22 protein-coding genes are annotated in these 21,952 nt (G+C 64.1%); 7 read left to right on the top strand and 15 right to left on the bottom strand.

The genetic code is table 11. From position 1 onward, the window contains the following. Position 1 precedes the first annotated feature (1 nt). The 4 genes from accC to BO74_RS08920 form a co-directional block, all read right to left on the bottom strand. A complete protein-coding gene (accC, locus tag BO74_RS08935; protein ID WP_496441665.1) occupies positions 2-1,360 on the bottom strand; it encodes an acetyl-CoA carboxylase biotin carboxylase subunit in 1,359 nt (452 codons plus the stop codon). A gap of 9 nt (positions 1,361-1,369) precedes the next feature. After that, the gene (gene accB, locus BO74_RS08930; RefSeq protein ID WP_496441663.1) at positions 1,370-1,840 is read right to left on the bottom strand and encodes an acetyl-CoA carboxylase biotin carboxyl carrier protein; all 471 of its coding nucleotides are present in this window, start codon (positions 1,838-1,840) and stop codon (positions 1,370-1,372) included. Positions 1,841-1,956: 116 nt separating this feature from the next. Next, positions 1,957-2,502: a TlpA family protein disulfide reductase gene (locus BO74_RS08925; protein ID WP_496441738.1), complete on the bottom strand. Its 546-nt coding sequence runs from the start codon at positions 2,500-2,502 to the stop codon at positions 1,957-1,959. Next, the gene (locus tag BO74_RS08920) at positions 2,502-3,110 is read right to left on the bottom strand and encodes a hypothetical protein (RefSeq protein ID WP_496441661.1); all 609 of its coding nucleotides are present in this window, start codon (positions 3,108-3,110) and stop codon (positions 2,502-2,504) included. The genes BO74_RS08925 and BO74_RS08920 overlap by 1 nt, the downstream gene beginning before the upstream one ends. 130 nt (positions 3,111-3,240) lie before the next feature. On the opposite strand from BO74_RS08920, the gene mpl reads away from it, so the two are divergent. From mpl to BO74_RS08885, 7 genes are all read left to right on the top strand, one after another. Then, a complete protein-coding gene (gene mpl / locus BO74_RS08915) occupies positions 3,241-4,614 on the top strand; it encodes a UDP-N-acetylmuramate:L-alanyl-gamma-D-glutamyl-meso-diaminopimelate ligase (protein ID WP_496441659.1) in 1,374 nt (457 codons plus the stop codon). A 15-nt stretch (positions 4,615-4,629) separates the two neighbouring features. Further along, positions 4,630-5,676, top strand: a complete 1,047-nt coding sequence (locus BO74_RS08910) for a LacI family DNA-binding transcriptional regulator (RefSeq protein ID WP_496441657.1) — start codon at positions 4,630-4,632, stop codon at positions 5,674-5,676. A 126-nt stretch (positions 5,677-5,802) separates the two neighbouring features. Next, entirely contained in the window at positions 5,803-6,714 is a 912-nt protein-coding gene (gene rbsK, locus BO74_RS08905) for a ribokinase (RefSeq protein WP_496441655.1), read from the top strand. A 193-nt stretch (positions 6,715-6,907) separates the two neighbouring features. Continuing rightward, positions 6,908-7,921 carry a sialic acid TRAP transporter substrate-binding protein SiaP gene (locus tag BO74_RS08900; protein WP_496441653.1) on the top strand — a complete coding sequence of 338 codons (1,014 nt, stop codon included), beginning with the start codon at positions 6,908-6,910 and terminating at the stop codon, positions 7,919-7,921. Positions 7,922-8,013: 92 nt separating this feature from the next. Then, a complete protein-coding gene (locus BO74_RS08895) occupies positions 8,014-8,526 on the top strand; it encodes a TRAP transporter small permease (RefSeq protein ID WP_496441651.1) in 513 nt (170 codons plus the stop codon). Next, positions 8,523-9,818: a TRAP transporter large permease gene (locus tag BO74_RS08890; protein WP_496441649.1), complete on the top strand. Its 1,296-nt coding sequence runs from the start codon at positions 8,523-8,525 to the stop codon at positions 9,816-9,818. Before BO74_RS08895 ends, BO74_RS08890 begins: the two co-directional genes overlap by 4 nt. Positions 9,819-9,863: 45 nt before the next feature. Beyond that, complete coding sequence (locus tag BO74_RS08885; protein WP_496441647.1) at positions 9,864-10,895, top strand: LacI family DNA-binding transcriptional regulator; 1,032 nt, start codon at positions 9,864-9,866, stop codon at positions 10,893-10,895. 14 nt (positions 10,896-10,909) lie between these two features. On the opposite strand, the gene BO74_RS08880 is transcribed toward BO74_RS08885, so the two are convergent. The 11 genes from BO74_RS08880 to cbiE form a co-directional block, all read right to left on the bottom strand. Continuing rightward, positions 10,910-11,119 carry a hypothetical protein gene (locus tag BO74_RS08880; RefSeq protein ID WP_496441645.1) on the bottom strand — a complete coding sequence of 70 codons (210 nt, stop codon included), beginning with the start codon at positions 11,117-11,119 and terminating at the stop codon, positions 10,910-10,912. A 170-nt stretch (positions 11,120-11,289) separates the two neighbouring features. Then, complete coding sequence (locus BO74_RS08875; protein WP_496441643.1) at positions 11,290-12,225, bottom strand: dihydrodipicolinate synthase family protein; 936 nt, start codon at positions 12,223-12,225, stop codon at positions 11,290-11,292. 57 nt (positions 12,226-12,282) lie between these two features. Further along, positions 12,283-13,932: a hypothetical protein gene (locus BO74_RS08870; RefSeq protein WP_496441641.1), complete on the bottom strand. Its 1,650-nt coding sequence runs from the start codon at positions 13,930-13,932 to the stop codon at positions 12,283-12,285. A 30-nt stretch (positions 13,933-13,962) separates the two neighbouring features. Further along, the gene (locus BO74_RS08865) at positions 13,963-15,552 is read right to left on the bottom strand and encodes an FGGY-family carbohydrate kinase (protein ID WP_496441640.1); all 1,590 of its coding nucleotides are present in this window, start codon (positions 15,550-15,552) and stop codon (positions 13,963-13,965) included. 265 nt (positions 15,553-15,817) lie between these two features. Next, positions 15,818-16,534 carry a DUF599 domain-containing protein gene (locus tag BO74_RS08860; protein WP_496441638.1) on the bottom strand — a complete coding sequence of 239 codons (717 nt, stop codon included), beginning with the start codon at positions 16,532-16,534 and terminating at the stop codon, positions 15,818-15,820. 48 nt (positions 16,535-16,582) lie between these two features. Continuing rightward, the gene (gene cobA, locus BO74_RS08855) at positions 16,583-17,323 is read right to left on the bottom strand and encodes a uroporphyrinogen-III C-methyltransferase (RefSeq protein ID WP_496441636.1); all 741 of its coding nucleotides are present in this window, start codon (positions 17,321-17,323) and stop codon (positions 16,583-16,585) included. 29 nt (positions 17,324-17,352) lie between these two features. Next, positions 17,353-18,345, bottom strand: a complete 993-nt coding sequence (gene cobJ / locus BO74_RS08850) for a precorrin-3B C(17)-methyltransferase (protein ID WP_496441634.1) — start codon at positions 18,343-18,345, stop codon at positions 17,353-17,355. Further along, entirely contained in the window at positions 18,342-18,746 is a 405-nt protein-coding gene (locus BO74_RS08845; RefSeq protein ID WP_496441632.1) for a cobalamin biosynthesis protein, read from the bottom strand. The genes cobJ and BO74_RS08845 overlap by 4 nt, the downstream gene beginning before the upstream one ends. Further along, positions 18,743-19,486: a cobalamin biosynthesis central domain-containing protein gene (locus tag BO74_RS08840; RefSeq protein WP_496441630.1), complete on the bottom strand. Its 744-nt coding sequence runs from the start codon at positions 19,484-19,486 to the stop codon at positions 18,743-18,745. The genes BO74_RS08845 and BO74_RS08840 overlap by 4 nt, the downstream gene beginning before the upstream one ends. Positions 19,487-19,603: 117 nt before the next feature. After that, positions 19,604-20,380, bottom strand: coding sequence for a precorrin-2 C(20)-methyltransferase (gene cobI / locus BO74_RS08835; protein ID WP_496441628.1), 777 nt, complete (start codon positions 20,378-20,380; stop codon positions 19,604-19,606). Between the two features lie 130 nt (positions 20,381-20,510). Then, positions 20,511-21,800 carry a precorrin-6y C5,15-methyltransferase (decarboxylating) subunit CbiE gene (cbiE, locus tag BO74_RS08830; protein WP_496441627.1) on the bottom strand — a complete coding sequence of 430 codons (1,290 nt, stop codon included), beginning with the start codon at positions 21,798-21,800 and terminating at the stop codon, positions 20,511-20,513. Positions 21,801-21,952 lie beyond the last annotated feature (152 nt).

The raw sequence follows: 21,952 nt of genomic DNA, 5'->3' as shown, positions 1-21,952 counted from the left end.
CTCAGTTCTTGACTTCGCTGAGCGCGGCGAGGCGTTTTTCCAGATAGTGGATGCTGGTGCCGCCCGCAACAAAGTTGGCATCCTGCATCAGTTCCTGGTGCAGCGCAATATTGGTCTTGATCCCGTCGATGCTCATTTCCGACAGGGCGATGCGCATGCGCCGGATGGCCTGCTCGCGCGAATCGCCATAGGCAATGACCTTGGCGACCATCGAGTCGTAATGCGGCGGCACCGTATAGCCCTGATAGATGTGCGAGTCGACGCGGATGCCGGGGCCGCCGGGGGGGTGGTAACGGTCGATCTTGCCGGGAAAGGGCACGAACGTGTAGGGATCCTCGGCGTTGATGCGGCATTCGATGGCGTGTCCGCGGAGAGTCACCTCGCGCTGGCGTAAGCCCAGCTTCTCGCCGGCGGCGACGCGGATCTGCTCCTGGACGATGTCGATGCCGGTGATCATCTCGGTGACCGGGTGTTCGACCTGGATGCGGGTGTTCATCTCGATGAAGTAGAACTCGCGGTTTTCATAGAGGAATTCGAAGGTGCCGGCGCCGCGGTAGCCAATGCGCTTGCACGCCTCGGCGCAGCGTTCACCGATGCGCGTGATCTGCCGGGGCTGGATTCCCGGCGCGGGAGCTTCCTCGATGATCTTCTGGTGCCGGCGCTGCATCGAGCAGTCGCGCTCGCCGAGGTAGATGGCGTTGCGGTGGCTGTCGGCAAGCACCTGGATCTCGATGTGGCGCGGGTTTTCCAGGTACTTTTCCAGATAGACGTTGGCGTTGCCGAAGAAACTGAGCGCTTCGGTGCGGGTGGTGTTCACCGCGTTGAGCAGCGCCGCTTCCGTATGCACCACGCGCATGCCGCGCCCGCCGCCGCCGCCGGCAGCCTTGATGATCACCGGGTAGCCGACCGCCTTGGCGATCTTCAGGATTTCCTTCGGGTCCTCGGGCAGGGCGCCGTCGGAGCCGGGGACGCACGGTACCCCGGCGGCCTTCATCGCGGCCTTGGCGGACACCTTGTCGCCCATCAGCCGGATCGTCTCCGGGCGCGGGCCGATGAAGACGAAACCCGACGACTCGACGCGTTCGGCGAAATCGGCGTTCTCCGAGAGGAAACCGTAGCCGGGGTGGATCGCCTCGGCGTCGGTCACCTCGGCCGCCGAGATGATCGCCGGAACGTTGAGATAGCTCTGGTTCGACGGCGCCGGGCCGATGCACACCGATTCGTCGGCCAGCTTGACGTATTTCGCGTCGCGATCAGCCTCGGAGTGCACGACGACGGTCTTGATGCCCATTTCGCGGCAGGCGCGCTGGATGCGCAGGGCGATTTCGCCACGGTTGGCGATGAGAATCTTGCCGAACATGGCGGTCTCCTAGCCGATGATGAACAGGGGCTCGCCGTATTCGACCGGCTGGCCGTTGTCGACCAGGATTTCCTTGATCGTGCCGGCAAACTCCGATTCGATCTCGTTGAGCAGCTTCATCGCCTCGACGATGCACAGCGTGTCGCCGACCTTGACCGTGTCGCCGACCTCGACGAACGGTGCCGAATCCGGGCTGGATGAACGGTAGAAGGTGCCGACCATCGGCGACTTGAGGACCTCGCCTTCGGCGTCCTCGGCTTCGTCTTCCAGTTCATCGTCAAAGGTCGAGGATTTCTCGCGGTGGGTGGGGGCGCCTGCCATCGCCACCGGTGCTTGCGGGAGCATGTAGGTCTGGGGCGCGGCGGCCATCATCGTGTGCTTGACGATGCGCACCTTTTCTTCGCCCTCGGTGACTTCGAGTTCGGCGATGCCGGATTCTTCGACGAGGTCGATCAGCTTCTTGAGTTTGCGCAAGTCCATTTGGGGAGCCTCCTTGGGGCTGGGGCGTTCGGTCGTGGCCGTCGGCGCGAAGGGGAGTCAATGTGCGGTAAAAGTACGCGAGAACGCCGGCAAGATCGCCGAAATTCGTTGGAAAACTAAGGCATTTTAGCCGAATGTCCGGAAAGCTGCCGATTCAGCAGATTCTCCAGTTCAGCTTCTGCGAGTCGACCCGTTCGCGTCGCGATCGGTTCCCCATGGCGGTCCAGAAGCAGGGTAAACGGCAGACCGGCGACCCGGTTTCCGAGTTCGGTGCTCAACTCGATGATGCCCGGCCCGCCAACGAGCAACGGGTAGGCGATCGGTTCGCGTGCAGCGAAGGCGCGGACCGCCTCGGCGGAATCGGCCGCGATGCCGACAAACTGCACGCCCCGGGCCGCGTAGTCGGTGTGGAGGCGCGAAAAATAGGGCATTTCCTCACGGCACGGCGGGCACCAGGTCGCCCAGAAGTTGACGACGAGGACCTTGCCGCGCCATTGGGCCAGCGCCTGGCGCTGGCCGTGCTGGTCGTCGAGCGTCGTGGCGAACAGGCGGTCGACAGCCCGGTGCGACTCGGACTCCTTCATTGTTATCAGCAGAAAAACCGCGCTCGTTGTGGCGAGGAGCAACGCCGCCGTTGCGGTCAACGTCCAACTGCGCGTCATCACGGAGCGTTGCCGTCTTCTGCCAGCATCTTCCGGACCGCCTCGACGCGCGCCCGGGCGCGCGGCTGTCCGTTGCGCTTCTTGAAGGTCACCCGCTCGTCGTTCAGCGGATAAACGATCAGATTGACCGTGGCATCGTCGCTGTCCAGCGTCAGCACCGCTTCGGCGCGCTCGGAACGCGGCGTGCTGTGCTGGTAGTCGATGCGTGAATTGAGCAGGAAGATCTCGACATCCTTGGCGCTGTCAGTGAACAACTGGATGTCGATTTCGGCGTAGCGTCCGGCCGTGCCGTCGAGTACCGAGCCGGTGAGATACGGGTTGAATCGCTGCACGATGTCCATGACTTCAACCGCTTTTTGCCGAAGATGGGCGATGCGCTCGGTTTGTTCGTCTTCCTGGAAGATCCGTTGATAGGCGCGCAGTTCGGCCTCGACCTCACGGTCCTCCGGCAGGTGGCTGTTGTTTTCCGGCAGCCCGAGGCGCTGGGCGGCCTTGCGCTTGGCCGTGGCGTAGTCGCTGATGCCGTCCTCGGCCATCATCCGGGCCGCGAGGCTGGCAATGCGGGTCCGGGGCGAGTCGGCAGGGGGGAAAGGTGCGTGGGTGTTCATCGCGCGGCGCTCCGTGGGTTGGCTTCGGTCGAGGCAGGGTGTTTCGTGAAGGAGGTACAATCCCGCCGATCAGTTCAATCCCGGCGGGCTGCCAAGGCCGTCGCCGGGTCATTCTATCCGGATTCAGCGCATGCACATTCACATCCTCGGCGTCTGCGGCACCTTCATGGGCGGCGTCGCGCAACTGGCGCGGGCGGCCGGCCATCGCGTGACCGGCTGCGATGCCGGCGTCTATCCGCCGATGAGCACGCAACTCGAAGCGTCGGGCATCGAACTCATCGAAGGTTACGGCGCCGAACAGGTCGACCTGCAGCCCGACTGCTTCGTCATCGGCAACGCCATCTCCCGCGGCAACCCGCTGCTGGAGGAAATCCTCGATCGCGGACTGCCTTATGTGTCGGGGCCGCAATGGCTCGCCGATCATGTCTTGCGCGGACGCTGGGTGCTGGCCGTCGCCGGCACCCACGGCAAGACGACGACCTCGTCGATGCTGGCCTGGATTCTGGAGGACGCCGGCCTGAGCCCCGGCTTCCTGATCGGCGGCGTGCCGCGGAACTTCGGTGTGTCCGCCCGCCTGCATGGAGAGTTGCCTGATTCGCCGTTTTTCGTGATCGAGGCGGACGAGTACGACACGGCGTTCTGTGACAAGCGGTCGAAGTTCGTGCATTACCGGCCGCGGACCGCGGTGCTGAACAATCTCGAATTCGATCACGCGGATATCTTCGCCGATCTGGACGCCATCGAGACGCAATTCCACCATCTGGTGCGCACCCTGCCGCGAAATGGACTGGTCGTGGCGAACGGTGGCGAGGCGAGTCTCTGCCGAGTGTTGGCGCGCGGATGCTGGACGCCGGTGGAGCGCTTCAACGTGGCGGATGGCTGGCGCATGGTCGGCGACGATGCCTCCGGCGCCTTGTGTCTCATGCGTGGCGACGAGACGGTGGCGACTACGCAGTGGGCGCTTTCCGGCGAACACAACCGCGCCAATGCCATCGCTGCATTGCTGGCGGCGCGCCACGTGGGGGTGCCGCTGGAGCAGGGTTTGACGGCGTTGTCGCGTTTCGAGAACGTCAAGCGGCGGATGGAGTTGCGTGGCACGGAACGCGGTGTGAGCGTTTATGACGATTTTGCACATCATCCGACGGCGATCGCAACGACGCTTGCCGGCCTGAGAAAGAAAGAGGGAACGGGGCGTATCCTCGCGGTTCTCGAGCCGCGCTCGAACACGATGAAGCTCGGGGTGATGAAGGCCCAGCTGCCGGCCAGCCTGGCCGAGGCCGACCGGGTCTTCTGCTATGCGGCCAACCTCGGCTGGGACGCGGCGGAGGCGCTGGCGCCGATGGGCGAGAAAGCGAACGTGGCCGACGAACTCGACGCGCTGGTGGCCGGAATCGTCCGCGAAGCACGGGCCGGCGATCATATTCTGGTGATGAGCAACGGCGGCTTCGGCGGGATTCACGGCAAGCTTCTCGATGCCTTGCGCCGACAGTCGATGGCTGATTGACGCAGTAAGAAAGCGATGGCGAAGACAGTCGAAGAAATTTCCAGAGAGACCGGTTTCTCGGTCACCACCGTGCGTCTGGTGATCAACGGCCAGTCGGAGCGCTACCGCATCAGCGCCGCGACCCGGAAGAAGATCGAGGATTACGTCGCCCTGCACGGCTATTTGATAAACCACGCGGCGCGCAGCCTGAAACTCAACCGCAGCGACACCGTCGGTTTCGTCGTGCCCGATCTGTCCAACGCCTTTTTCGCCCGTCTGATGGCGGCGCTGGAAGGGCTCTGTCGCAAGCGCGATCTGCTGCTGCTGACCGTGGCCTCGCATGAAGACCCGGTGCTGGAGAACCGGGCGGTGGCCAAGCTGCTCGCCCGGGGTGTCGATGGCCTGGTCATCGCGCCGTGCCAGCCGCAGGTCGCCCCCCAGCTTTTGAAGAGCCGCAAACGTACGCCGGTGGTCATGTTCGACCGCGACTACGGCTCCGGGAAATTCCCGACCGTGGTCAGCAACAACCGCCAGGGCGGGCTGGAAATGACCCGGCGCATGCTGCAGCAGATAAGCGGCGAAGCGTTTCCGTTCCTTTGCGGTCACGCCGAGTCGCCGAGCATCCAGGACCGCATTCGCGGTTTCAATGCGGCCTGCACCGAACGCGGAGTGGCAAGCGAGGGGCGGGTGCTGCTTGAAGCGGAGGACAGCGTCGACGCCGGTCGGCGGCTGATGTTTTCGTTGACCGACGGCGGCCGGCCGGTGCCAGGGGCATTCATGTGTTCCTCGCTGCTGGTGCTTGAAGGTGCGCTGCAACAGATCCGGGCGACCTGCGGACGAATCCCGCCGGAGATCCTGATCGGCACCTTCGACGATCATGCAATGCTCGATCTGTTGCCCAACCCGGTTTTCTCGATCCGCCAGAACGAGGGCGAACTGTCGCAACGCATTGTCGATTGCCTGGTTGGCGCGATTTCCGGCGAAGATCCGGGGGCCGTCCTCTCGGAAGTTCCGGCGGAATTGGTCTGCCGCAATCTGGCTACCCCTGCGGCTTCTGTAATATGTCCTGCTAATTCGACATAGCTGGCGGCCTCGCCCGGTTGACATCAAATCGCATCAGTAGACATTTTGCTGTCTGCTGAGATAAATTACGCGGCTGCTGATTACGTTTTAGTAACTGCGCAGCTAACGTCGAACAGGGGTGGGCGAATGAACAGGGTTTTGGTGGTGGGCAGCATCAACATGGACCTCGTGGTGGAAACGGAGAAGTTCCCCGCTCCGGGAGAAACGCTGCTTGGTCAACGCTTTCGCACCTTCCCCGGCGGCAAGGGCGCGAATCAGGCCGTGGCCGCGCGGCGCCTCGGAGCGGAAGTGGCGATGATCGGCTGCGTCGGGGCGGATGCCTTCGGCCGCGAGTTGACGGCTCAGCTAAAGAGCGAAGGCATCGACGTGCGTTACCTACGCGTTGACGATGCCTCTTCGACCGGCGTGGCGGCGATTACCGTCAGCCAGGCCGAGAATTCGATCGTCGTGGTTCCGGGAGCGAATCACGCGCTTTCACCCGCCGACGTGGCGGCTGCGGAGCAAGCCTTCCAGGAGGCCGATGTCGTCATCACCCAGCTTGAAATTCCGCTGGAGACCGTCGAGGCGGTCGCCGTACTCGCCGAGCGACATGGCAAGCCGTTGATCCTCAATCCGGCGCCGGCCATTCCATTGCCGGCCTCGCTGCGCGAACGCGTTGCCTTGCTGACCCCCAACGAGCACGAACTGGCCATTCTTTCCTCCGGAAGCTGCGACGCCTGGCGGGATCAACTGGCGGCGCATCCGGGCCGCGTCCTGATGACGCGGGGGGCCGACGGCGCCTGGTTTGCCGGCACGGACGGGGCGTTGCACCATCAGCCCTCGTTCAAGGTCGCAGCGGTCGATACGACTGGCGCCGGCGATACCTTCAACGGGGCATTGGCCGCGTTCTGGGGAGAAGGTCTTGGCGAGGTGGCGCGGCTGGCGTGTGCTGCCGGGGCGCTGTCAGTTACCCGCGCCGGGGCTCAGGGCGGCATGCCGACCCATGCAGAGTTGATGCGGTTCCTGGAAGAGTGGCGGACCGTCCGGGAAGCTGGTTGAATGAGGCTCTTGCAGTGGGCGGACGTCCGACTGCGAGAAGCAGTAGCAGTAGCCGGGAGTTGTTGTCGTAGTCGAGCCGTGGCGCGAGAAGTGGCGCGGTTGGAGAGGGGCGGAGGGTGTCGCGGTTCCTTGCAGGTCGGGGTAGCGGGGCGCGGTCTGCCAGAGGGTAGTCAATAACAGGAAGGATACTCACATGAAGCATCGTTTCGTTAACCGGAATGCACTCAGGGCCCTGGTTGCCGTTGCCGCACTCGGCCTCGGCTTTGCTGCACCGCAAGCCATGGCGCAAGCCAAGAAGGTGATCCGCATCTCGACCCCGGCCGTGCCGGACGACTGGCATGCCAAGATGTGGACCGTGTTCAAGGATTCGCTGGAGAAATCCGCTCCGGGCGAGTTCGACGTCCAGATCCACCTGAACGCGGCGCTGTTCAAGCAGGGTACCGAACCGGCTGCGATGGCGCGCGGCAACCTGGAAATGTCCGCGATTTCAGCGCAGGACATCTCCAAGCTGGTGCCGGAGTTCTCGATCTTCACCGCCGGCTACATCATCCGCGACCCGGATCATCAGCAGAAGGTGTTCAACGGCCCGATCGGCGAGGAAGTGTTCAAGCCGGTGGTCAAGAAGATGGACGTGACGCCGCTGGCGACTGCCTACCTCGGTACCCGTCAGGTCATGCTGCGTGAAGACAAAAACGTGATGACCCCGGCCGACCTCAAGGGGGTGAAGCTGCGCATGCCGGGCAGCAAGGAGTGGTTGTTCCTCGGCGAGGCGCTCGGCGCGACGGCGACGCCGCTGGCTTTCGGCGAAGTCTATCTGGCCCTGAAAACCGGGACCATCGATGGTCAGGACAACCCGCTGCCCAGCGCACGCGCGGCGAAGTTCTTCGAAGTGAGCAAGACCGTGGTGATGACCAACCACCTGGTCGACGCGATCTTCCTGTCGTATGCAACCAAGGCGTTCAACGCCCTGACGCCGGAGCAGCAGCAAAAGATCAAGGCCGCCGCCCAGGATGCCGCCAAATACAACAACGAGAACCGCATCAAGGACGAGGCGTCCATCGTGGACGAGTTCAAGGCCAAGGGCATGAAGATCGTCAAGCCCAACGTCGACGAGTTCCGCAAGGTGGTTCAGGACAAGTACCTGAAGTCCGAGTACGCCAACATCTGGCCGAAGGGATTGCTGGAAAAGATCAACGCAGTGAAGTAATCCCCCTGGCAGGCGCCCGTACGGGTGCCTGAACAGCTCCGGCGCGGGTGTCGATGCCCCGCCGGAGCGCCTCGGCTTTCAGTGAGGGCATCATGCTTAAGCAGTTGAAAAATGTGGCCGGATTTATCGGCACGTTGAGTTATGGCGTCTTGTTCGTGACGTTCATCTTCCAGGTGGTCCTGCGCTTCGTGTTCAACAAGCCGCTGGCCTGGAGCGATGAACTGATCGTGATCCTTTACGTTTTCAGCATGTTCTGGGCGGGCGCCTTCATGCTCAAGGAAAAGGATCACGTCATGCTGGACATCGTCTATGAACACCTCGGTGATCAAGGCAAGCGCGTCTTCTGTATCACCTATTCGCTGATCATCGGCGGGCTGTTCCTGTGGGCGATTCCCGCCTCGTACAGCTATGTGAGTTTCATGATGCGTGAGGACACGCCGGTGCTGGGGATTCCCTTCGCCTACGTATTCTCCGCCTTCATCCTGTTCCTGGCGGCCATCGGCCTGTTTTACATACGAAAACTCGTGATTCTTTTCGGCCCGAACTGGAAAGACGAAGTGGGCGCCGTCCCGCACGATCCCAAAAACGCGGAGTCTGTCGAATGAGCAATGCAATCCTCATCATGCTCGTGGTCATGGGCGGCACCATGCTGCTGCGGGCACCCATCTCGTTCGGCATGCTCGCCGGCGGCGTGGCCTATCTCGTCGCCAAGGGGCAGGACGTGGGGCTGATGGCCGAGCAGGTGCTGAACGGCCTCTACAACAGCTATGTGCTGCTCGCCGTGCCGCTGTTCATCCTCGCGGCAAGCATCATGAACGCCGGTTCGATCAGCGAACGGATGTTCTCCATGGCCATCGCCCTGGTCGGGCGCTTTCGCGGCGGCCTGGCCTACGTCAATGTCCTGGTCAGCGTGATCTTCTCCGGGATGAGCGGCAGCGCCATCGCCGATGCCGCCGGGCCGGGCCTCGTCTCGATGCGGATGATGACCGACAAGAACCGCTTCACCCCCGAATTCGCCGGGGCAATCACGGCCACCTCGGCGACGATCGGGCCGATCGCGCCGCCGTCGATCCCGATGGTGATCTACGCACTGGTGTCGGGAACCTCGGTCGGGGCGCTCTTCCTCGGCGGCGTGGTTCCGGGCGTGTTGATGGCCTTGTCTCTGATGGTCGGCATCTACATCCTTGCCCGCATCCGCGATTTCCCGCGTGAAGAAGCCATCCCGATGAAGGACATGCCAAAGGTGGTGCTCGACGGATTCCTGCCGATGACGATCCCGATCGTCCTCCTCGGCGGCATCTACACCGGCGTCTTTACGCCGACCGAGGCTGCCGCGGTCGCGGCGATGCATGCGCTGCTGCTGTCCCTGTACTACCGGACGCTCTCCTGGAAGCGGCTATGGACCGTTCTGCACGATTCGCTCAAGCAGAGCGCCTCGGTGACCTTGATCGTGGCCAGCGCGTTCATCATGAACTACGCGATCGCCGCGGAGCAGATTCCGGATCTCGTCGCCCAGTGGTTTACCACGCACGAGTTCAGCAAAGTGCAGTTCCTGCTGTTGTGCAACGTGGTCTTCCTGTTCCTCGGTTGCTTCCTCGACACTTCGACGATGCTGCTGGTCCTGGTGCCCTTGCTGATCCCTTCGGCCAAGGCCATGGGCGTCGATCTGGTGCATTTCGGCGTGGTCGCCGTGGTCAACATGATGATCGGCCTGGTGACACCGCCGTTCGGGATGCTGCTGTTCGTCCTCAACGCGCTGACCGGGACGTCATTGCGCGGCATGATCCGGGAGAGCGTGCCGTTTGTTATCCTTCTGCTTCTCACCCTGTTGCTGCTGACCCTGGTCCCCGATCTGGTGCTCTGGTTGCCGCAGTCGATGGGATACAACACGGTCTGACAAACAAGAAGCCGCGCCCGGAGCGTGGCACGCTGAAATCATCGAATGACGACGAGCTACAAGCGCCTTACCATCGACGACATCGCCCGCATGGCGGGCGTGTCGCGAACGACCGCCAGCATGGTCCTGAACGGTCGTGCCGAGCAGTTCCGGATCTCCGCCGCCACCCAGGAGCGTGTGTTGTCCACGGCGCGGGACAACAACTTCCAGCCATCGCATTCGGCACGCGCGTTGCGTTCCGGATGCAGTAACACCCTTGGGCTGGTCATTCCCGAATTGACCAACTTTGCTCATGCCAGTCTGGCGCAGGCGATGGAGCCGATCTGCCACCAGGCGGGCTATCAGTTGCTGGTGGTCTCGAGCAATGACGAAGTCGAACAGGAAACCGCGGGAATCGAGCACCTGATTGCCCGGCAGGTCGATGGCCTGATCATCGATCCCTGCTCGACCGATCCGGAAACCTACCTGAAGTGGAGCAAGCGCCTGCCGCTGTTCCTCGTCGACCGGCGTCTCGACGGCTGCGACCTGCCCTACGTGGTGACCGATGCCGAAAGCGCGGTGACGACGATGGTGCTCGATGCGCTGGCCAGTTATCCGGAAGAAGCTTTCTATTTCGGTGGCCAGCCGAACCTCTCGCCGAGTATCGACCGTCTGCGCGGCTTCCGTGCCGCGCTTGCCGAGGCCGGTTTGGCCGAACAGCCCGGCTGGGTGCGGGCACGCGACTATCGTCGGCGCAGCGGCTATGAGCTGATGCTGGAGTGCTATCGGGACCTCGGCCGCTATCCGCGGGTGCTGTTCACCGGCTCGATCACCCTGCTCGAAGGGGCGCTGGCGTTCATCAGCGAACACCGCCATTTCAGCATCGCCCCGCAGCGGATCATCACCTTCGACGACCACTACCTGCTCGACTGTCTGCCGCTGAAGATCGACGCCATCCAGCAGGACAGTCAGGCACTGGCGAGCGCCAGCCTCGAACGACTGATCGGAATGATCAACAAGAAGGCGCCGGATTCGACGACGGTGCCGGCGTGCCTGCACTGGCGCAGCCGCAAGGTCGATACCGAACGCGCCGACTGAGCGACGCCTGAAGGTTAGAACGCCCAGGCCGAGCGTTGCGTCGGACGGTCGTTCAGATAAAACCTGACGACGCGTGCAGCGCCTGCGGCCAGCACGCAGAGCAACAAGGTCGGCACCGATCCGGTGTCCAGCCCGACGAAAAGGCTGGCGAGGGCCAGCAGCGCCAGCGGCTGTTCCTTGTTGACGAGAAAATCGCGAAGCCCGGCGAGTGCATCCTGATGCATGACGGTTACCTGTAATGGGAGAAAAGCGGTGTGGCGGCCATGCCGCCAGAAGAAGGCCGCGAGTCTACCGCCGCGTGTTTTCGGCGTCTGTTGCGTTTTTTTGACCGTCTGTCGATCAGGAAATGCTCACGGGGCGGCCGAAGCCGCCACCGTGAGTGGACGCTGCGCGCTTACTGCAGGATGCCAAGCTGCTTCTTGATGATTTCGCCCAGCTGAACCATCTGCTGCACGTTGCTCTGGAAGTGCGCCGAATAGTAGTTCCCGGCTTCGCGCACGCGGCAGGCGACGGTCTGGAAGTTGCCGATCGACTTCTGGTAGTCCTTGGCGCAGATCGGGTAGTCGAGGCATTCGGCCAGCGAGGAGGTCGACAGGTAGGCGAAGACCGTCTCGGCCTTTTCCGGTTCCTGCTGCCAGTTGTCGCACAGCCAGACGTACAGCTCGGGGTGGAAGTTGGTCATCACGCCGCTGTAGCCGTGCGCGCCGGCCTGCAGGGAAGGTAGCAGGGTCTGGCCGTTGGCGTTGGCGATGTGCATGCGGCTGCCCTTCGACAGTTCGACGCGGCGGCGAATGGTGTCGATCTGGCAGCAGGTGTCCTTGATGAAGGTGTAGCGGCCGCTCTGCGCGCACCAGCGGACGACGTCGTCGGAGAGCAGGCGCTTGTACGGATGCGGGCATTCGTAGATGCCGAGGCCGACCTTGTCGGTCACCGCAGCGGTGATCTTCCGCAGGTTGGCGAGCACCGTCGCGTCGCTTTCGCCCGGCATGGCGAGACGGTTGCTGATCAGGATCACGCTGTCGACACCGGTCTCGGCGATCTTGCCGAGCTGGTCGATCTGTTGCGACAGTCCGCAGGCGGTGTGGCCGGAGGCGACGACCGGAACGCGCCCGTCGACGTAGTCGAGGACGAAACGGGTTAGCTGTAGCGATTCAGCTTCGGACAAAAAAAACATCTCGCTGGATTGGCAGTTGGCGAACAGGCCATTGACGCCGGCCCTGATGTACCAGTCGATCAGTTTTTTCAGCGACTCCCAGTCGATTTCACGCTGGTTGTCGAACGGCGTCAGCATCACAGGCCAGACGCCACGGTAGTGCTCGTGTGTAGTCATTGTGTTTCCGGGGAGAAAAAAACGGGGCGGCCGGGACCGACCGCCCCCGAGGAGGTACTACAGTGCCTTGAAGGCGTCGCCGGCGACGGACACCTTGATGTTCTGTGTGACGGCCTGGGCGACGAAGGCGCGCAGCACGTCCTGCAGCTTGTCTTCGTCGACGTAGGCGATGGTGATGTGGTTGCTCTGGTGGCCGGCCATCAGGTCGTCGCGGCCGACGCCGTCGAGGACGCAGTTGAGCAGCGGCCACTCGTAGGTTGTCGCCTTGCGCCGGCGCTCGAATTCGGCGGCGGGCAGCTCGACGGCGGTGCCGGTGCCGATGTGCATGAACACCTGCGTGCCTTCATAGTGCGCGCGCGCCCAGATCAGTCGTCCAGCCTTGCCCTGGCCGTGGATCGACGAGCCGCCTTTCGGGAAGTACATGGCCGGCTGGCGATAGCCGGTGGAACCGGCGATGCCGCCCTTGAGGAGTTCGAACGGCACCGAGCCGGAGATTTCGAAATCCCAGTAGAAGGTGCCTTCGTACTCGCTGCCCCAGCGGATGTCGTGCAGCGTGGTTTCCGACGGCAGTCCGAGTGAGTCGAGCAGGCGGAAGAGCATCGTCTGCGGAATCGCCGTGCCCATGTCGACCTCGTTGGCGCAGGTGATCGGCTTGCCCGGACGGATGATCTCGCCGTTCTCGTCGGGGATCGGGAAGCGGTCGGTCGAACCGATGGCGCCTTCGGCGAAGTCCGAGGCCGCGCAGGAATGCGCCAGCCCCTGCTGGTACTGCACGCCGACGCAGGAGAGGCCGAAGCGCTGGGTGAAGCGGGCCATGGCGATCATCATCGCGCATTGCTCCAGCACCTGCTCGCGGGTCAGCTCCTTGGCCGGATCGCTGCCGTACTGGAACTTCATGCCGCGATCTTCGTACCACTTCAGGCATTCCTCGCGCAGCGACGCCGGTACCTTGGCCATCTCGACGAGCAGTGCCGACTGCGACAGGCTTTCCAGCGGCATGCCGATGTCCACGAGTGCCTTCTGCGGGAAGACACCGTTGATCATGCCCATGCAGAAGGTGTCGAACAGTCCGATGATTTCCTTGTGCTGCAGCACGTATTCGCCGACCTTCTGGCCCAGTGCCCAGGCCGGCGTCTTGGCCACCGGGTGGTTGGCGTCGACCGGATGCAGGTACGAGAGATCATGCTTGATCGTGCTGGTCTTCAGCCAGGAGTCGAGTCCCTTGAAAAAGAACTCGTCATCGAAGTTGGACGACCACAGGCGGGAATACGCCTTGCCCAGACCGGTCAGCGTGCCGGCCATGCACAGGGTGCCGACCAGTCCCGGCCAGGTGCCGTCGAAGTTGGCCAGCAGCAACACCGGGCCGCGGTGCTTGGCGAGGCTCGGCGCCAGGTGGTGCGAGTACTGCCAGGCGGTGAGCAGGACGATGACAGGCGAATCCGGGTCGATGGTGGCGAACAGGTCGCTGCCCTCACGCTGGCTGCTGATGAAGCCATGCCCCTTGTCGCCCTTGTACAGGTGGGCGCGCTTGGCGCTGACGCCGAAACGGCTGGACAGCGCGTCCTGCAGCTTGGCTTCGAACTTGTTCTGCACCGGCCAGCATTCGACGTTGGCCGATTCGCGCAGGTCGGCGTTGGTGACCAGCAGCACTTCGTTGGTTCCGGCCTTGATCAGCGGCTTCGATTCGGGGAGGGTAAGTGTAAGCATGTGAGGTTCCTCGGAAAATTCAGGGGTGGCTTACTGCCACGCCCGCATGGCGGAACGGCAACGTTCCATGTCTTCGTAAAGCTGCAGGTAGACGGCGTACTTCGCGTCGTGGAAGGCCTTGGTTTCGATGCGCGGCGCGACGCTGCCGCCGGGTCGCACCAGCGTTGCAGCGGCCTCTGGCAGCGAGGCGAAGGCGCCACTGGCGACGGCGCCAAGCAGCGCCGCACCGAGGGTGACGGCGTCTTCCTCGCTGACCAGCTGGATTTCGCAGCCGGTGGCATCCGCGTTCTCGCGCAGCCAGTAGGGGTTCTTGGTGCCGCCGCCGCACATCACGATGCGCGTGATGGCGTGCCCGGCGGCGTTCATGCTTTCGACAATATGGCGCGTGCCGTAGGCCAGCGCCTGCAGGGTGGCGAGGTAGAGGCGCGCCAGTGCGTCCTTGCCCTGTTCGAGGGTCAGGCCGACGACCGCGCCGCGCGCGTGCGGATTGGCGCGCGGCGAGCGGTTGCCGTGGTGGTCGGAGAGGACGTGCAGGTTGCGGGTCGGCCAGGTCTCGCGTTTCTCCAGGTCGACGAGCCAGTCGTTGAGCACGGCGTAAATGTTGCGGTTTTCCGCCTTGGCGGTGCTTTCGAGCAGCGGCCAGGCATCGCTCTGGCGCAGCGTCCAGTCGAGCAGGGCGCCGGCCGCGCTTTGCCCGCCTTCGTTCAGCCAGTAGCCCGGCAGCATGGCGCCGAAGTAGGGGCCCCAGACGCCCGGTACCATGACCGGCGTCGGGTTGACCACCATGTGGCAGTTCGACGTGCCGCCGATGATCGCCAGGCTGCCCTTGGGTTCCGTGCTGACCAGCGCCAGACCGCCGGCATGGGCGTCGATGATCCCTGTCGCGACGACGATGCCGGGGGGCAGTCCCAGTTCAGCAGCGGCCCGGGGAGAGAGTGTGCCGGCCGCGGAGCCGAGCGGCAGGACGTTCGGCGGTACCTTGCTGGTGATGTCGTCGAGTCCGACGCCGGCCAGCAGCGATTCGCTGAAGCGGTTCTCGTGCGCCAGATAATTCCACTTGCAGGTCAGCGTGCAGACGCTGGCGATATCCGCGTCGGACAGGCGCCAGGTCAGGTAGTCGGCGAGATCGAAGAAGCGCCACGCGGCCGCGTAACGCTCCGGGAAATTCTGCTTGAGCCACAGCACCTTCGGCAGTTCCATCTCGATGCTGACCTCGCCGCCGACGTAGGCCAGCGCGGGATCCTTGGTGGCGTTGAGCGCGGCGGTCTGCTTTTCGGCGCGGTGATCCATCCACATGATGATGTCCCGCTCCGTCTCGCCGCTCTCGGCGACGGAGACTGGCGCCCCGTTGGCGCCGACGGCCACCACCGAGCAGGTCGCGTCGACGCCGATCGACGCGATGCTCGCCGGATCGATCGCCGCCGTCGCCACGGCCTCGCGCACGGCGGCGCAGGTCTGCGCCCAGATGTCGGCGGAGGATTGTTCGACAAACAGCGGTTTCGGGTGGAATTGCTTGATCGGCCGTACCGCGAAGGCCAGCCGTTGCCCGTTGCCGTCGAACAACCCGGCGCGCACGCTGGCCGAACCGACGTCGATTCCCAGAAAGACTTTTTCGCTCATGTTTGCCCCGGTTTTATGGTTGCTAATTCGAGTTAGCAATATATCGAATACGCACTTCCATTTCAAGGTCCGGGTGCGTTGCGATAGCAGTCGAGAACGGAAACCCCGGCGCCAAGGGCTAAACGGAGCAAAGGGAGCGCGAAGTCAGGCGGAAAGCATCAAGGCAGACGAAACATCGATGATGAGATCTGTCTTCCTTTGCCCAGTCTTTGCCTCTTCGCGTCGTGGAGGAGGCGACTTCTACATGCCACCCGTGCGGAGGCGGTTATTCCCGCGGTCGCGGCGGGTCGATGTCGGTCAGCGCCTTGAGCACCGGCGAGTAGAACTCGCGCCGGGCGAGAACGACCACGATGACGATCGTGGCGAGGATGAACAGCCAGGGCGAGACCATCCAGGACATCACCGCCATGCCGAAATAATAGGCGCGCAGGCCGCGGGTGAAGTCGTTGCCGGCGCACGAATTGACCGCGGCGAATTTTTGCGCGTAGCTCTCCATTTCTTCCGGCTCGCCTTCCTGCGGCACCGAGCCGAGGGTGATCGAGAGCAGGTTGAACTGGCGTAGCGACCAGGTGAACTTGAAGTAGGCGACGATGAAGATGCCGATCAGGAGCAGCAGCTTGATCTCGGTGGCTTCGCGCGACATCGACCGCGCGAACGGCAGGTCGGAGGCCAGCGCCATCAGCTGGTCGAGGGCGCCGAGTGCGGCGAACAGCGCGGCGATGATGTAGATCGAGGTGTTGGCGTAGAACGACAGGCTTTGCAGCAGGTTGCTGATCAGCGCCACATCGACGATGCGCGGGCTGCGCGTGAGCATGACCCGCCCCCACTGCAGGCGCAGCTTGTGCGTTTCCTCCATGAGGCTCTTGCGCCCGCTCCAGCCACGTTCGACCACCTGCTCGAAGCCGAGCCAGCAGGTAAGGAACCAGATCAGCCCGATCCAGTCGAGCCAGGTGAACTGGACGAGGAATTTTTCGAGAAACATCGTTCGCAGCCCTTCTTCAATGACGCAGCGTGGGGGACTGCGCGCATCTTAGCAAGCGTGCATCAGCCGGACCACACTGCCGATGACGATCAGTGTCGGCGGCTTGACCTTGTGCTCGCGCGCAAGCTCGGGCAGCGTGGCCAGCGTGCCGGAGTAGGCCTGCTGGTTCGGCCAGGTGGCGCGGTAGAGCAGTGCGGCCGGCGTGTTGCCCGGCAGACCGGCGGCCTGCAGTTCGCGCGAGATCGTTTCGAGGCCGGTGACGCCCATGTAGATCACCACGGTCTGCCCCGGGCGGGCGAGTGCCGGCCAGTCGAGGTCGACGGTGTGGTCCTTGAGGTGGCCCGTGACGAAGACGCAGCTCTGGGCGTGGTCGCGGTGAGTGAGCGGGAAGCCGAAGCTGGCGGCGGCACCGAGCGCAGCGGTGACGCCGGGAACGATGTCCACCGGGATGCCGGCGGCCATCAGCACGTCCATTTCCTCGCCACCGCGCCCGAAGACGAACGGATCGCCGCCCTTGAGACGGGCAACGCGCTTGCCTTCCCTGGCCTTGGCAACCAGTAGCTCGCAGATTTCCTCCTGCGGCAAGGTGTGGTTGCCGGCCATCTTGCCGACGAAGATGCGTTCGGCGGTTGGCGCAACCAGGTCCATGACGCCGGGGCTGACCAGGTTGTCGTAGATGACGACGTCGGCTTCGCCGAGCAGGCGGGCGCCCTTGAGGGTGATCAGTTCGGCGTCGCCGGGACCGGCGCCGATGAGGGCGACGCGGCCGGTAGTGTTCTGTACGGTCATGACGATTCTCCGGTCAATGAGGTGTTGGCTCAGGCTTCGGTGCTTTCTTCCGCTTCGTCCTCTTCAAGGTCGAGCGGCTCGGCGAGCACGGCGGCGATGTAGTCTTCCGGCAGGCGGTAGGCCTTGGCCAGTTCGGCCGGCGACAGGCCGTCGGCGTGTGCGGCGTGAATGGCTTCGAGCCAGCCGTTGAGGCCGGTCGAGAGCGAGATGCCGCGCTTCTCGCCGTCGCGCGCGGCGCTGTTGCCAATTTCGACGTCGTACTTGTTGGCGTAGCCGCGCGGGGTGATCATCAGGCCGTGCTTGACGTAGGTGTTGGAGTTGCCGATCAGCACCGTCGACAGCATGCCGATGTCAGCGTCGAGCATCGTGCCGAGCGTGGTGAACTCGATGCGCTGCTTGGCGCGGAAAGCCGACTTGACGACGGCGACCGGCGTGTTCGGGTCGCGGTGGCGCAGGAAGATGCGCCGCGCTTCCTGGATCTGCCGCGTGCGCTTGCCGCTCTTCGGGTTGTACAGGGCGACGACGAAATCGGAGTAGGCGACGGCGTCGAGGCGGCGGGCGATGGTCGGCCACGGGGTCAGCAGGTCCGAGAGCGAGATAGCGCAGAAATCGTGCGTCAGCGGCGCGCCGACCAGCGAGGCGCAGGTGTTGATCGCCGAGGCGCCGGGGATGATCTCCACTTCGATTCCGGAATCCGGGGTCCACCCAGCCTGGAACAGCACTTCGAAGGTCGGGCCGGCCATGCCGTAGACGCCGGCATCGCCGGAGGAAACGATCGCCACCTTCTTGCCTAGCTTCGCGCGGTCGTAGGCTTCGATGGCGCGGTCGAGTTCTTCGGTCATCGCCTTCTTGATCACTTCCTTGCCGTCGAGCAGGTCCTTCACCAGGCGGATGTAGGTGGCGTAGCCGATCACCGTGTCGGCTTCGGCGATGGCGGCGCGCGCGCGGCCGGTCAGGTAATCGTGGCTGCCCGGGCCGAGGCCGACGAGCATGATCTTTCCGTGGGAGGTGGCTTGATTCATTCGGGAATCCTTGCGATGGAGACGGTGGCATTGCGGCCGTCGGGGCCGCGATGGCGGTGTTTTTCGATGAGGAGGTTGGTTTTGTCCGGAGTGTCCGGCTGGGCGGCAAGCAGCGCGGCGGCTTCGGAGACCGTGGGCGTGCCGGTGTGCTTGCGCACGGTTTCCGAGGGGTTGGGGACGTCTATCGTCGCCAGTTCCTGCGCAGTGTAGAAACGGATGGCCCAGCCCTGTTCCGCGGCGAGTTGCTGCAGCGCCGGTTCGTCGGCTTTCAGGTCGATGCTGGCGACGGCCTGGATGTCGTTCCATGTGGCGCTACACGCGGCCAGCGCGGCGCCGATGGCGGTTTTGACCGTGGCGAGCGGCGTGTTGCGGTCGCAGCCGAGGCCGAGAGCGATCTTCATGATCCGGTCCCCGGGCGGTAGGTGACGCAGCGGCCGGCGAGCTTTTCTCTGTAGTCGGCGGGCATCGGGCGCACGCTGATCCAGAGGACGGCGGCGAATTTCTCCGGGGCGACGTCTTCCAGTGTGTTGAACAGGATGACGTTGGCCGGCAGGGCCCCTAGGCGCCCATTGGCGTGGTGGGTCCACCAGCCCGTGCTTCCGGCTTCCTGCACCAGCGCGACGGGTTCGTCATTGACCACGGCGGCGCTGGCGTGGACAAGTTCGTCGTGCGTGGCTTCGAAGGTCCAGCCGAGCTCGCGGCCGAGCAGGTCGACGGCAATGGTTTCGCGCGAATCGGACGCGGTGGTCAGCACGGCTTGGGCGCCGAGAGCTGCCGCCAGATGGCCTGCCAGTGCGTTGGCGCCGCCGAGGTGGCCGGAGAGCACCGGGATGACGAACTTCCCGCCTTCGTCGAGGACGACCACGGCCGGGTCGGTTTCCTTTGACTGCAGGAATGGCGCGATCATGCGCACCGTTGCGCCGAGCGAGAGGATGGCGATGATGGCGTCGTGGTTTGCAAACAGCGTGCCCAGTTGCTCACCTGTCTTGCATGCGTAGGGGTGTGCTTGCCCGGGAGCGGCGGATTGCGCTTCTGCCGCGAATTTCTCCGGCGCGTAAAGTTGCGCGCCGGGCAAGGCGGCGACGACGCGGCCAGCCGTGGCGAGGCCATGTCGGGTGATCGAGATGACTGCCGTTTTCATCGGCAATCCGCTTTCCGCTGAAAATGCACTGTCATTCCGGCGAAGGCCGGAATCCAGAAATTTGACGCACAAACTGGACACCGGCCTTCGCCGGTGTGACGGAGAATCAGCGGCCGGTCAGGCATTCGCAGCTTCCTTGCGCCGGCGGCAGCCGCGGCGCAATTCGCCGCGTTCGCGCTTCGGGTTCTGCACCAGCAGCAGCGACAGGTAGTTGACCGTTGCGCCCTTCAGGCTGCCGAGATCACGGATCACGCGTTCCTCCGGCGAGCCGACCTTTTCGATGAAGCAGCTGGTTTCCAGCAGGCCGCGACGGTCGAGCAATTCGATGACCTCATCGAGCAGCGGCTTCACCTTGAGCAGGATCAGCGTGTCGAACTCGTCGAGCATGTGGTCGATGACGCCGGTGCCGTAGGCGGCCGGGATGATCGCCAGCGTTTCGTCTTCCTCGGCCAGCGGCATCCCGGTGGTGGCCGCGGCGGCGGCGAAGGAGGAAACGCCGGGAATGGTCTCGACCTCGATTTCGGGCACCAACTCGCGCACGACGCGGGCGAGGTGGCCGAAGGTGGCGAAGGTCGAGGCGTCGCCTTCGACGAGGAAGACGAGGTCGCGGCCTTCGCCGAGCAACTCGACCGTTTGCTGCGCGGCGCGGACCCAGGCCTTGCCCAGCGCTTCGGCGTCGCGGGTCATCGGGAAGACCAGTTCGACGGCGTCTGCGGGACGCGGAATGCCGCCGCGCTCGACGATCGACAGCGCGTAGGAGACTTCCTCGGCCTTCTTCACCGGGTAGATCCAGCGCGCATTCGATTGCAGCACGGCCCAGCTGCGGCGGGTGATCAGTTCGGGATCGCCGGGGCCGAGCGAGGCGCCGATCAGTTTTCCGTAGGTTTTGTTCATTGGTGCGTGCCTAATCATTGGAAGTGGCCGTCATTCCGGCGCAGGCCGGAATCCAGAATTTCAACCGCCGGACTGGATCCCGGCCTTCGCCGGGATGACGGAGATAAAACCGTTGGGGTGGATGGATACGTCATTCTTCGCTCTTCGATGCGGTGACGATCCACACCGGGTTCTGCGCCGCCATGCGGTGCATGTCGAGGATCGGCTGGCTGCGACTGGCCTGCAGCTGGACGACGTCCCAGCTTATGTCACCCTCTGCGTTCAGTTCGGTCAGCGTCGCGGTGGCGGTGGCCAGGTTCTCCAGCGTGACGAAGTTCATCACCAGCCGGCCACAGGGTTTCAGTCGGCCAAGAATCAGGCGGATCAGCGCGCCGAGTTCGCCGCCGGAGCCGCCGATGAACACCGCGTCCGGGTCGGGCCAGGTGTCGAGATGTTGCGGCGCCTTGCCGTCGAACAGCGAATAGTTGCTGATCCGGAAACGCGCGGCGTTGGCGCGGGCGTTGGCGGCGTCGCCTGCAGCCTTCTCGATGGCCCAGACGTGGCCGTGCGGCGCGAGCCGGGCCGCTTCGAGACCGACCGAACCGGAGCCGGCGCCGATGTCCCAGACGGTGGCGTCGGGTCGGATGCGCAGCTTGGCGAGCGACAGGGCGCGTGCTTCCTGCTTGGTGATCAGTCCTTTTTCCGGGCTGCGCTGAATGTAGTCGAGGTCGTCGAGTCCGAAGCTGGGCGTTCCCGCGCCTTCCTTGCGTTGCACCAGGACGACGTTCGGCTCGGGGACACTAATCGCGGCGACGGTGTCGAGCGACAGGTCGGTGAACAGCTCTTCCCCGTCCAGCTGCAGGCGGCAGGCGATCGAAAGGCGGACTTCGTCACTGGCGTAGCCGGCTGCCAGCAGCGCACGCGCCAGGCGGTCCGGGCTGTTCTCCGGGCCGGTGAACAGGAAAATCCGCGGGTGCTGCGCGATAGCGCGCATCGCGGGGTAGAGACCGTGCTCGGGCGTCGCGCCGATGAACCATTCGCCGGCGTCCTTGCTGTGGCAGGATGCGATCCTGATGTCCTGCCACGGTTGCTGGAAGCGGGCGCAGGCCAGTTGTAGCGTCGAGACGTTGGGCAGGATTTCGAGTGGTGCGTCGATTCTTTCTTTCAACCAGGCGCCGATGCCGTGACAGAGCGGGTCGCCGGTGGCGAGGATGGCGACGGTGCAGCCTTCCGCCAGCGCGGCCCGTGTCCATTCCGGCACCTTGGCCAGTGCGCCGTCCATGTCGTGGCAAAGGGAGTCGGGCGTCAGATGCGGGCGAACGAGATCGAGCGTGCGGCCGGCGCCGATGACGACGCTGGCGGTGGTTAGCCGGTGGCGTGCCGCGTCAGACAGGCCGCTCCATCCGTCGTCGAGAATACCGATCAGGGTGCAATCAGTCATAAAAGCCCCAAAAGAATCCGTCGCCCCGGCGAAGGCCGGGGTCCAGTCTGCGGCCGTTCTGGATTCCGTATATGGACTCCTCCCGTTTTGCAAGAGCGAGTTGAGATAGGGCAAATGGGTGCGACTGCGACCGTATATCCGACCTGTGTGTG

The sequence above is a fragment of the Propionivibrio pelophilus DSM 12018 genome (assembly GCF_059569095.1).
Note: the sequence above shows the minus strand (reverse complement) of the source record. Positions and strands in the feature narration are given on the sequence as shown.

Excerpts from the sequence above, each read along its gene's own strand:
- BO74_RS08875 (WP_496441643.1), bottom strand. The coding sequence starts at position 12,225 with ATGACTACACACGAGCACTACCGTGGCGTCTGGCCTGTGATGCTGACG.
- mpl (WP_496441659.1), top strand. The coding sequence starts at position 3,241 with ATGCACATTCACATCCTCGGCGTCTGCGGCACCTTCATGGGCGGCGTC.
- BO74_RS08910 (WP_496441657.1), top strand. The coding sequence starts at position 4,630 with ATGGCGAAGACAGTCGAAGAAATTTCCAGAGAGACCGGTTTCTCGGTC.
- cobJ (WP_496441634.1), bottom strand. The coding sequence starts at position 18,345 with ATGAATCAAGCCACCTCCCACGGAAAGATCATGCTCGTCGGCCTCGGC.
- BO74_RS08860 (WP_496441638.1), bottom strand. The coding sequence starts at position 16,534 with ATGTTTCTCGAAAAATTCCTCGTCCAGTTCACCTGGCTCGACTGGATC.
- BO74_RS08925 (WP_496441738.1), bottom strand. The coding sequence starts at position 2,502 with ATGACGCGCAGTTGGACGTTGACCGCAACGGCGGCGTTGCTCCTCGCC.
- cbiE (WP_496441627.1), bottom strand. The coding sequence starts at position 21,800 with ATGACTGATTGCACCCTGATCGGTATTCTCGACGACGGATGGAGCGGC.
- accB (WP_496441663.1), bottom strand. The coding sequence starts at position 1,840 with ATGGACTTGCGCAAACTCAAGAAGCTGATCGACCTCGTCGAAGAATCC.
- BO74_RS08890 (WP_496441649.1), top strand. The coding sequence starts at position 8,523 with ATGAGCAATGCAATCCTCATCATGCTCGTGGTCATGGGCGGCACCATG.
- rbsK (WP_496441655.1), top strand. The coding sequence starts at position 5,803 with ATGAACAGGGTTTTGGTGGTGGGCAGCATCAACATGGACCTCGTGGTG.
- cobI (WP_496441628.1), bottom strand. The coding sequence starts at position 20,380 with ATGAACAAAACCTACGGAAAACTGATCGGCGCCTCGCTCGGCCCCGGC.
- BO74_RS08880 (WP_496441645.1), bottom strand. The coding sequence starts at position 11,119 with ATGCATCAGGATGCACTCGCCGGGCTTCGCGATTTTCTCGTCAACAAG.
- BO74_RS08895 (WP_496441651.1), top strand. The coding sequence starts at position 8,014 with ATGCTTAAGCAGTTGAAAAATGTGGCCGGATTTATCGGCACGTTGAGT.
- BO74_RS08865 (WP_496441640.1), bottom strand. The coding sequence starts at position 15,552 with ATGAGCGAAAAAGTCTTTCTGGGAATCGACGTCGGTTCGGCCAGCGTG.
- BO74_RS08870 (WP_496441641.1), bottom strand. The coding sequence starts at position 13,932 with ATGCTTACACTTACCCTCCCCGAATCGAAGCCGCTGATCAAGGCCGGA.
- accC (WP_496441665.1), bottom strand. The coding sequence starts at position 1,360 with ATGTTCGGCAAGATTCTCATCGCCAACCGTGGCGAAATCGCCCTGCGC.
- BO74_RS08845 (WP_496441632.1), bottom strand. The coding sequence starts at position 18,746 with ATGAAGATCGCTCTCGGCCTCGGCTGCGACCGCAACACGCCGCTCGCC.
- BO74_RS08885 (WP_496441647.1), top strand. The coding sequence starts at position 9,864 with ATGACGACGAGCTACAAGCGCCTTACCATCGACGACATCGCCCGCATG.
- BO74_RS08840 (WP_496441630.1), bottom strand. The coding sequence starts at position 19,486 with ATGAAAACGGCAGTCATCTCGATCACCCGACATGGCCTCGCCACGGCT.
- BO74_RS08920 (WP_496441661.1), bottom strand. The coding sequence starts at position 3,110 with ATGAACACCCACGCACCTTTCCCCCCTGCCGACTCGCCCCGGACCCGC.
- cobA (WP_496441636.1), bottom strand. The coding sequence starts at position 17,323 with ATGACCGTACAGAACACTACCGGCCGCGTCGCCCTCATCGGCGCCGGT.
- BO74_RS08900 (WP_496441653.1), top strand. The coding sequence starts at position 6,908 with ATGAAGCATCGTTTCGTTAACCGGAATGCACTCAGGGCCCTGGTTGCC.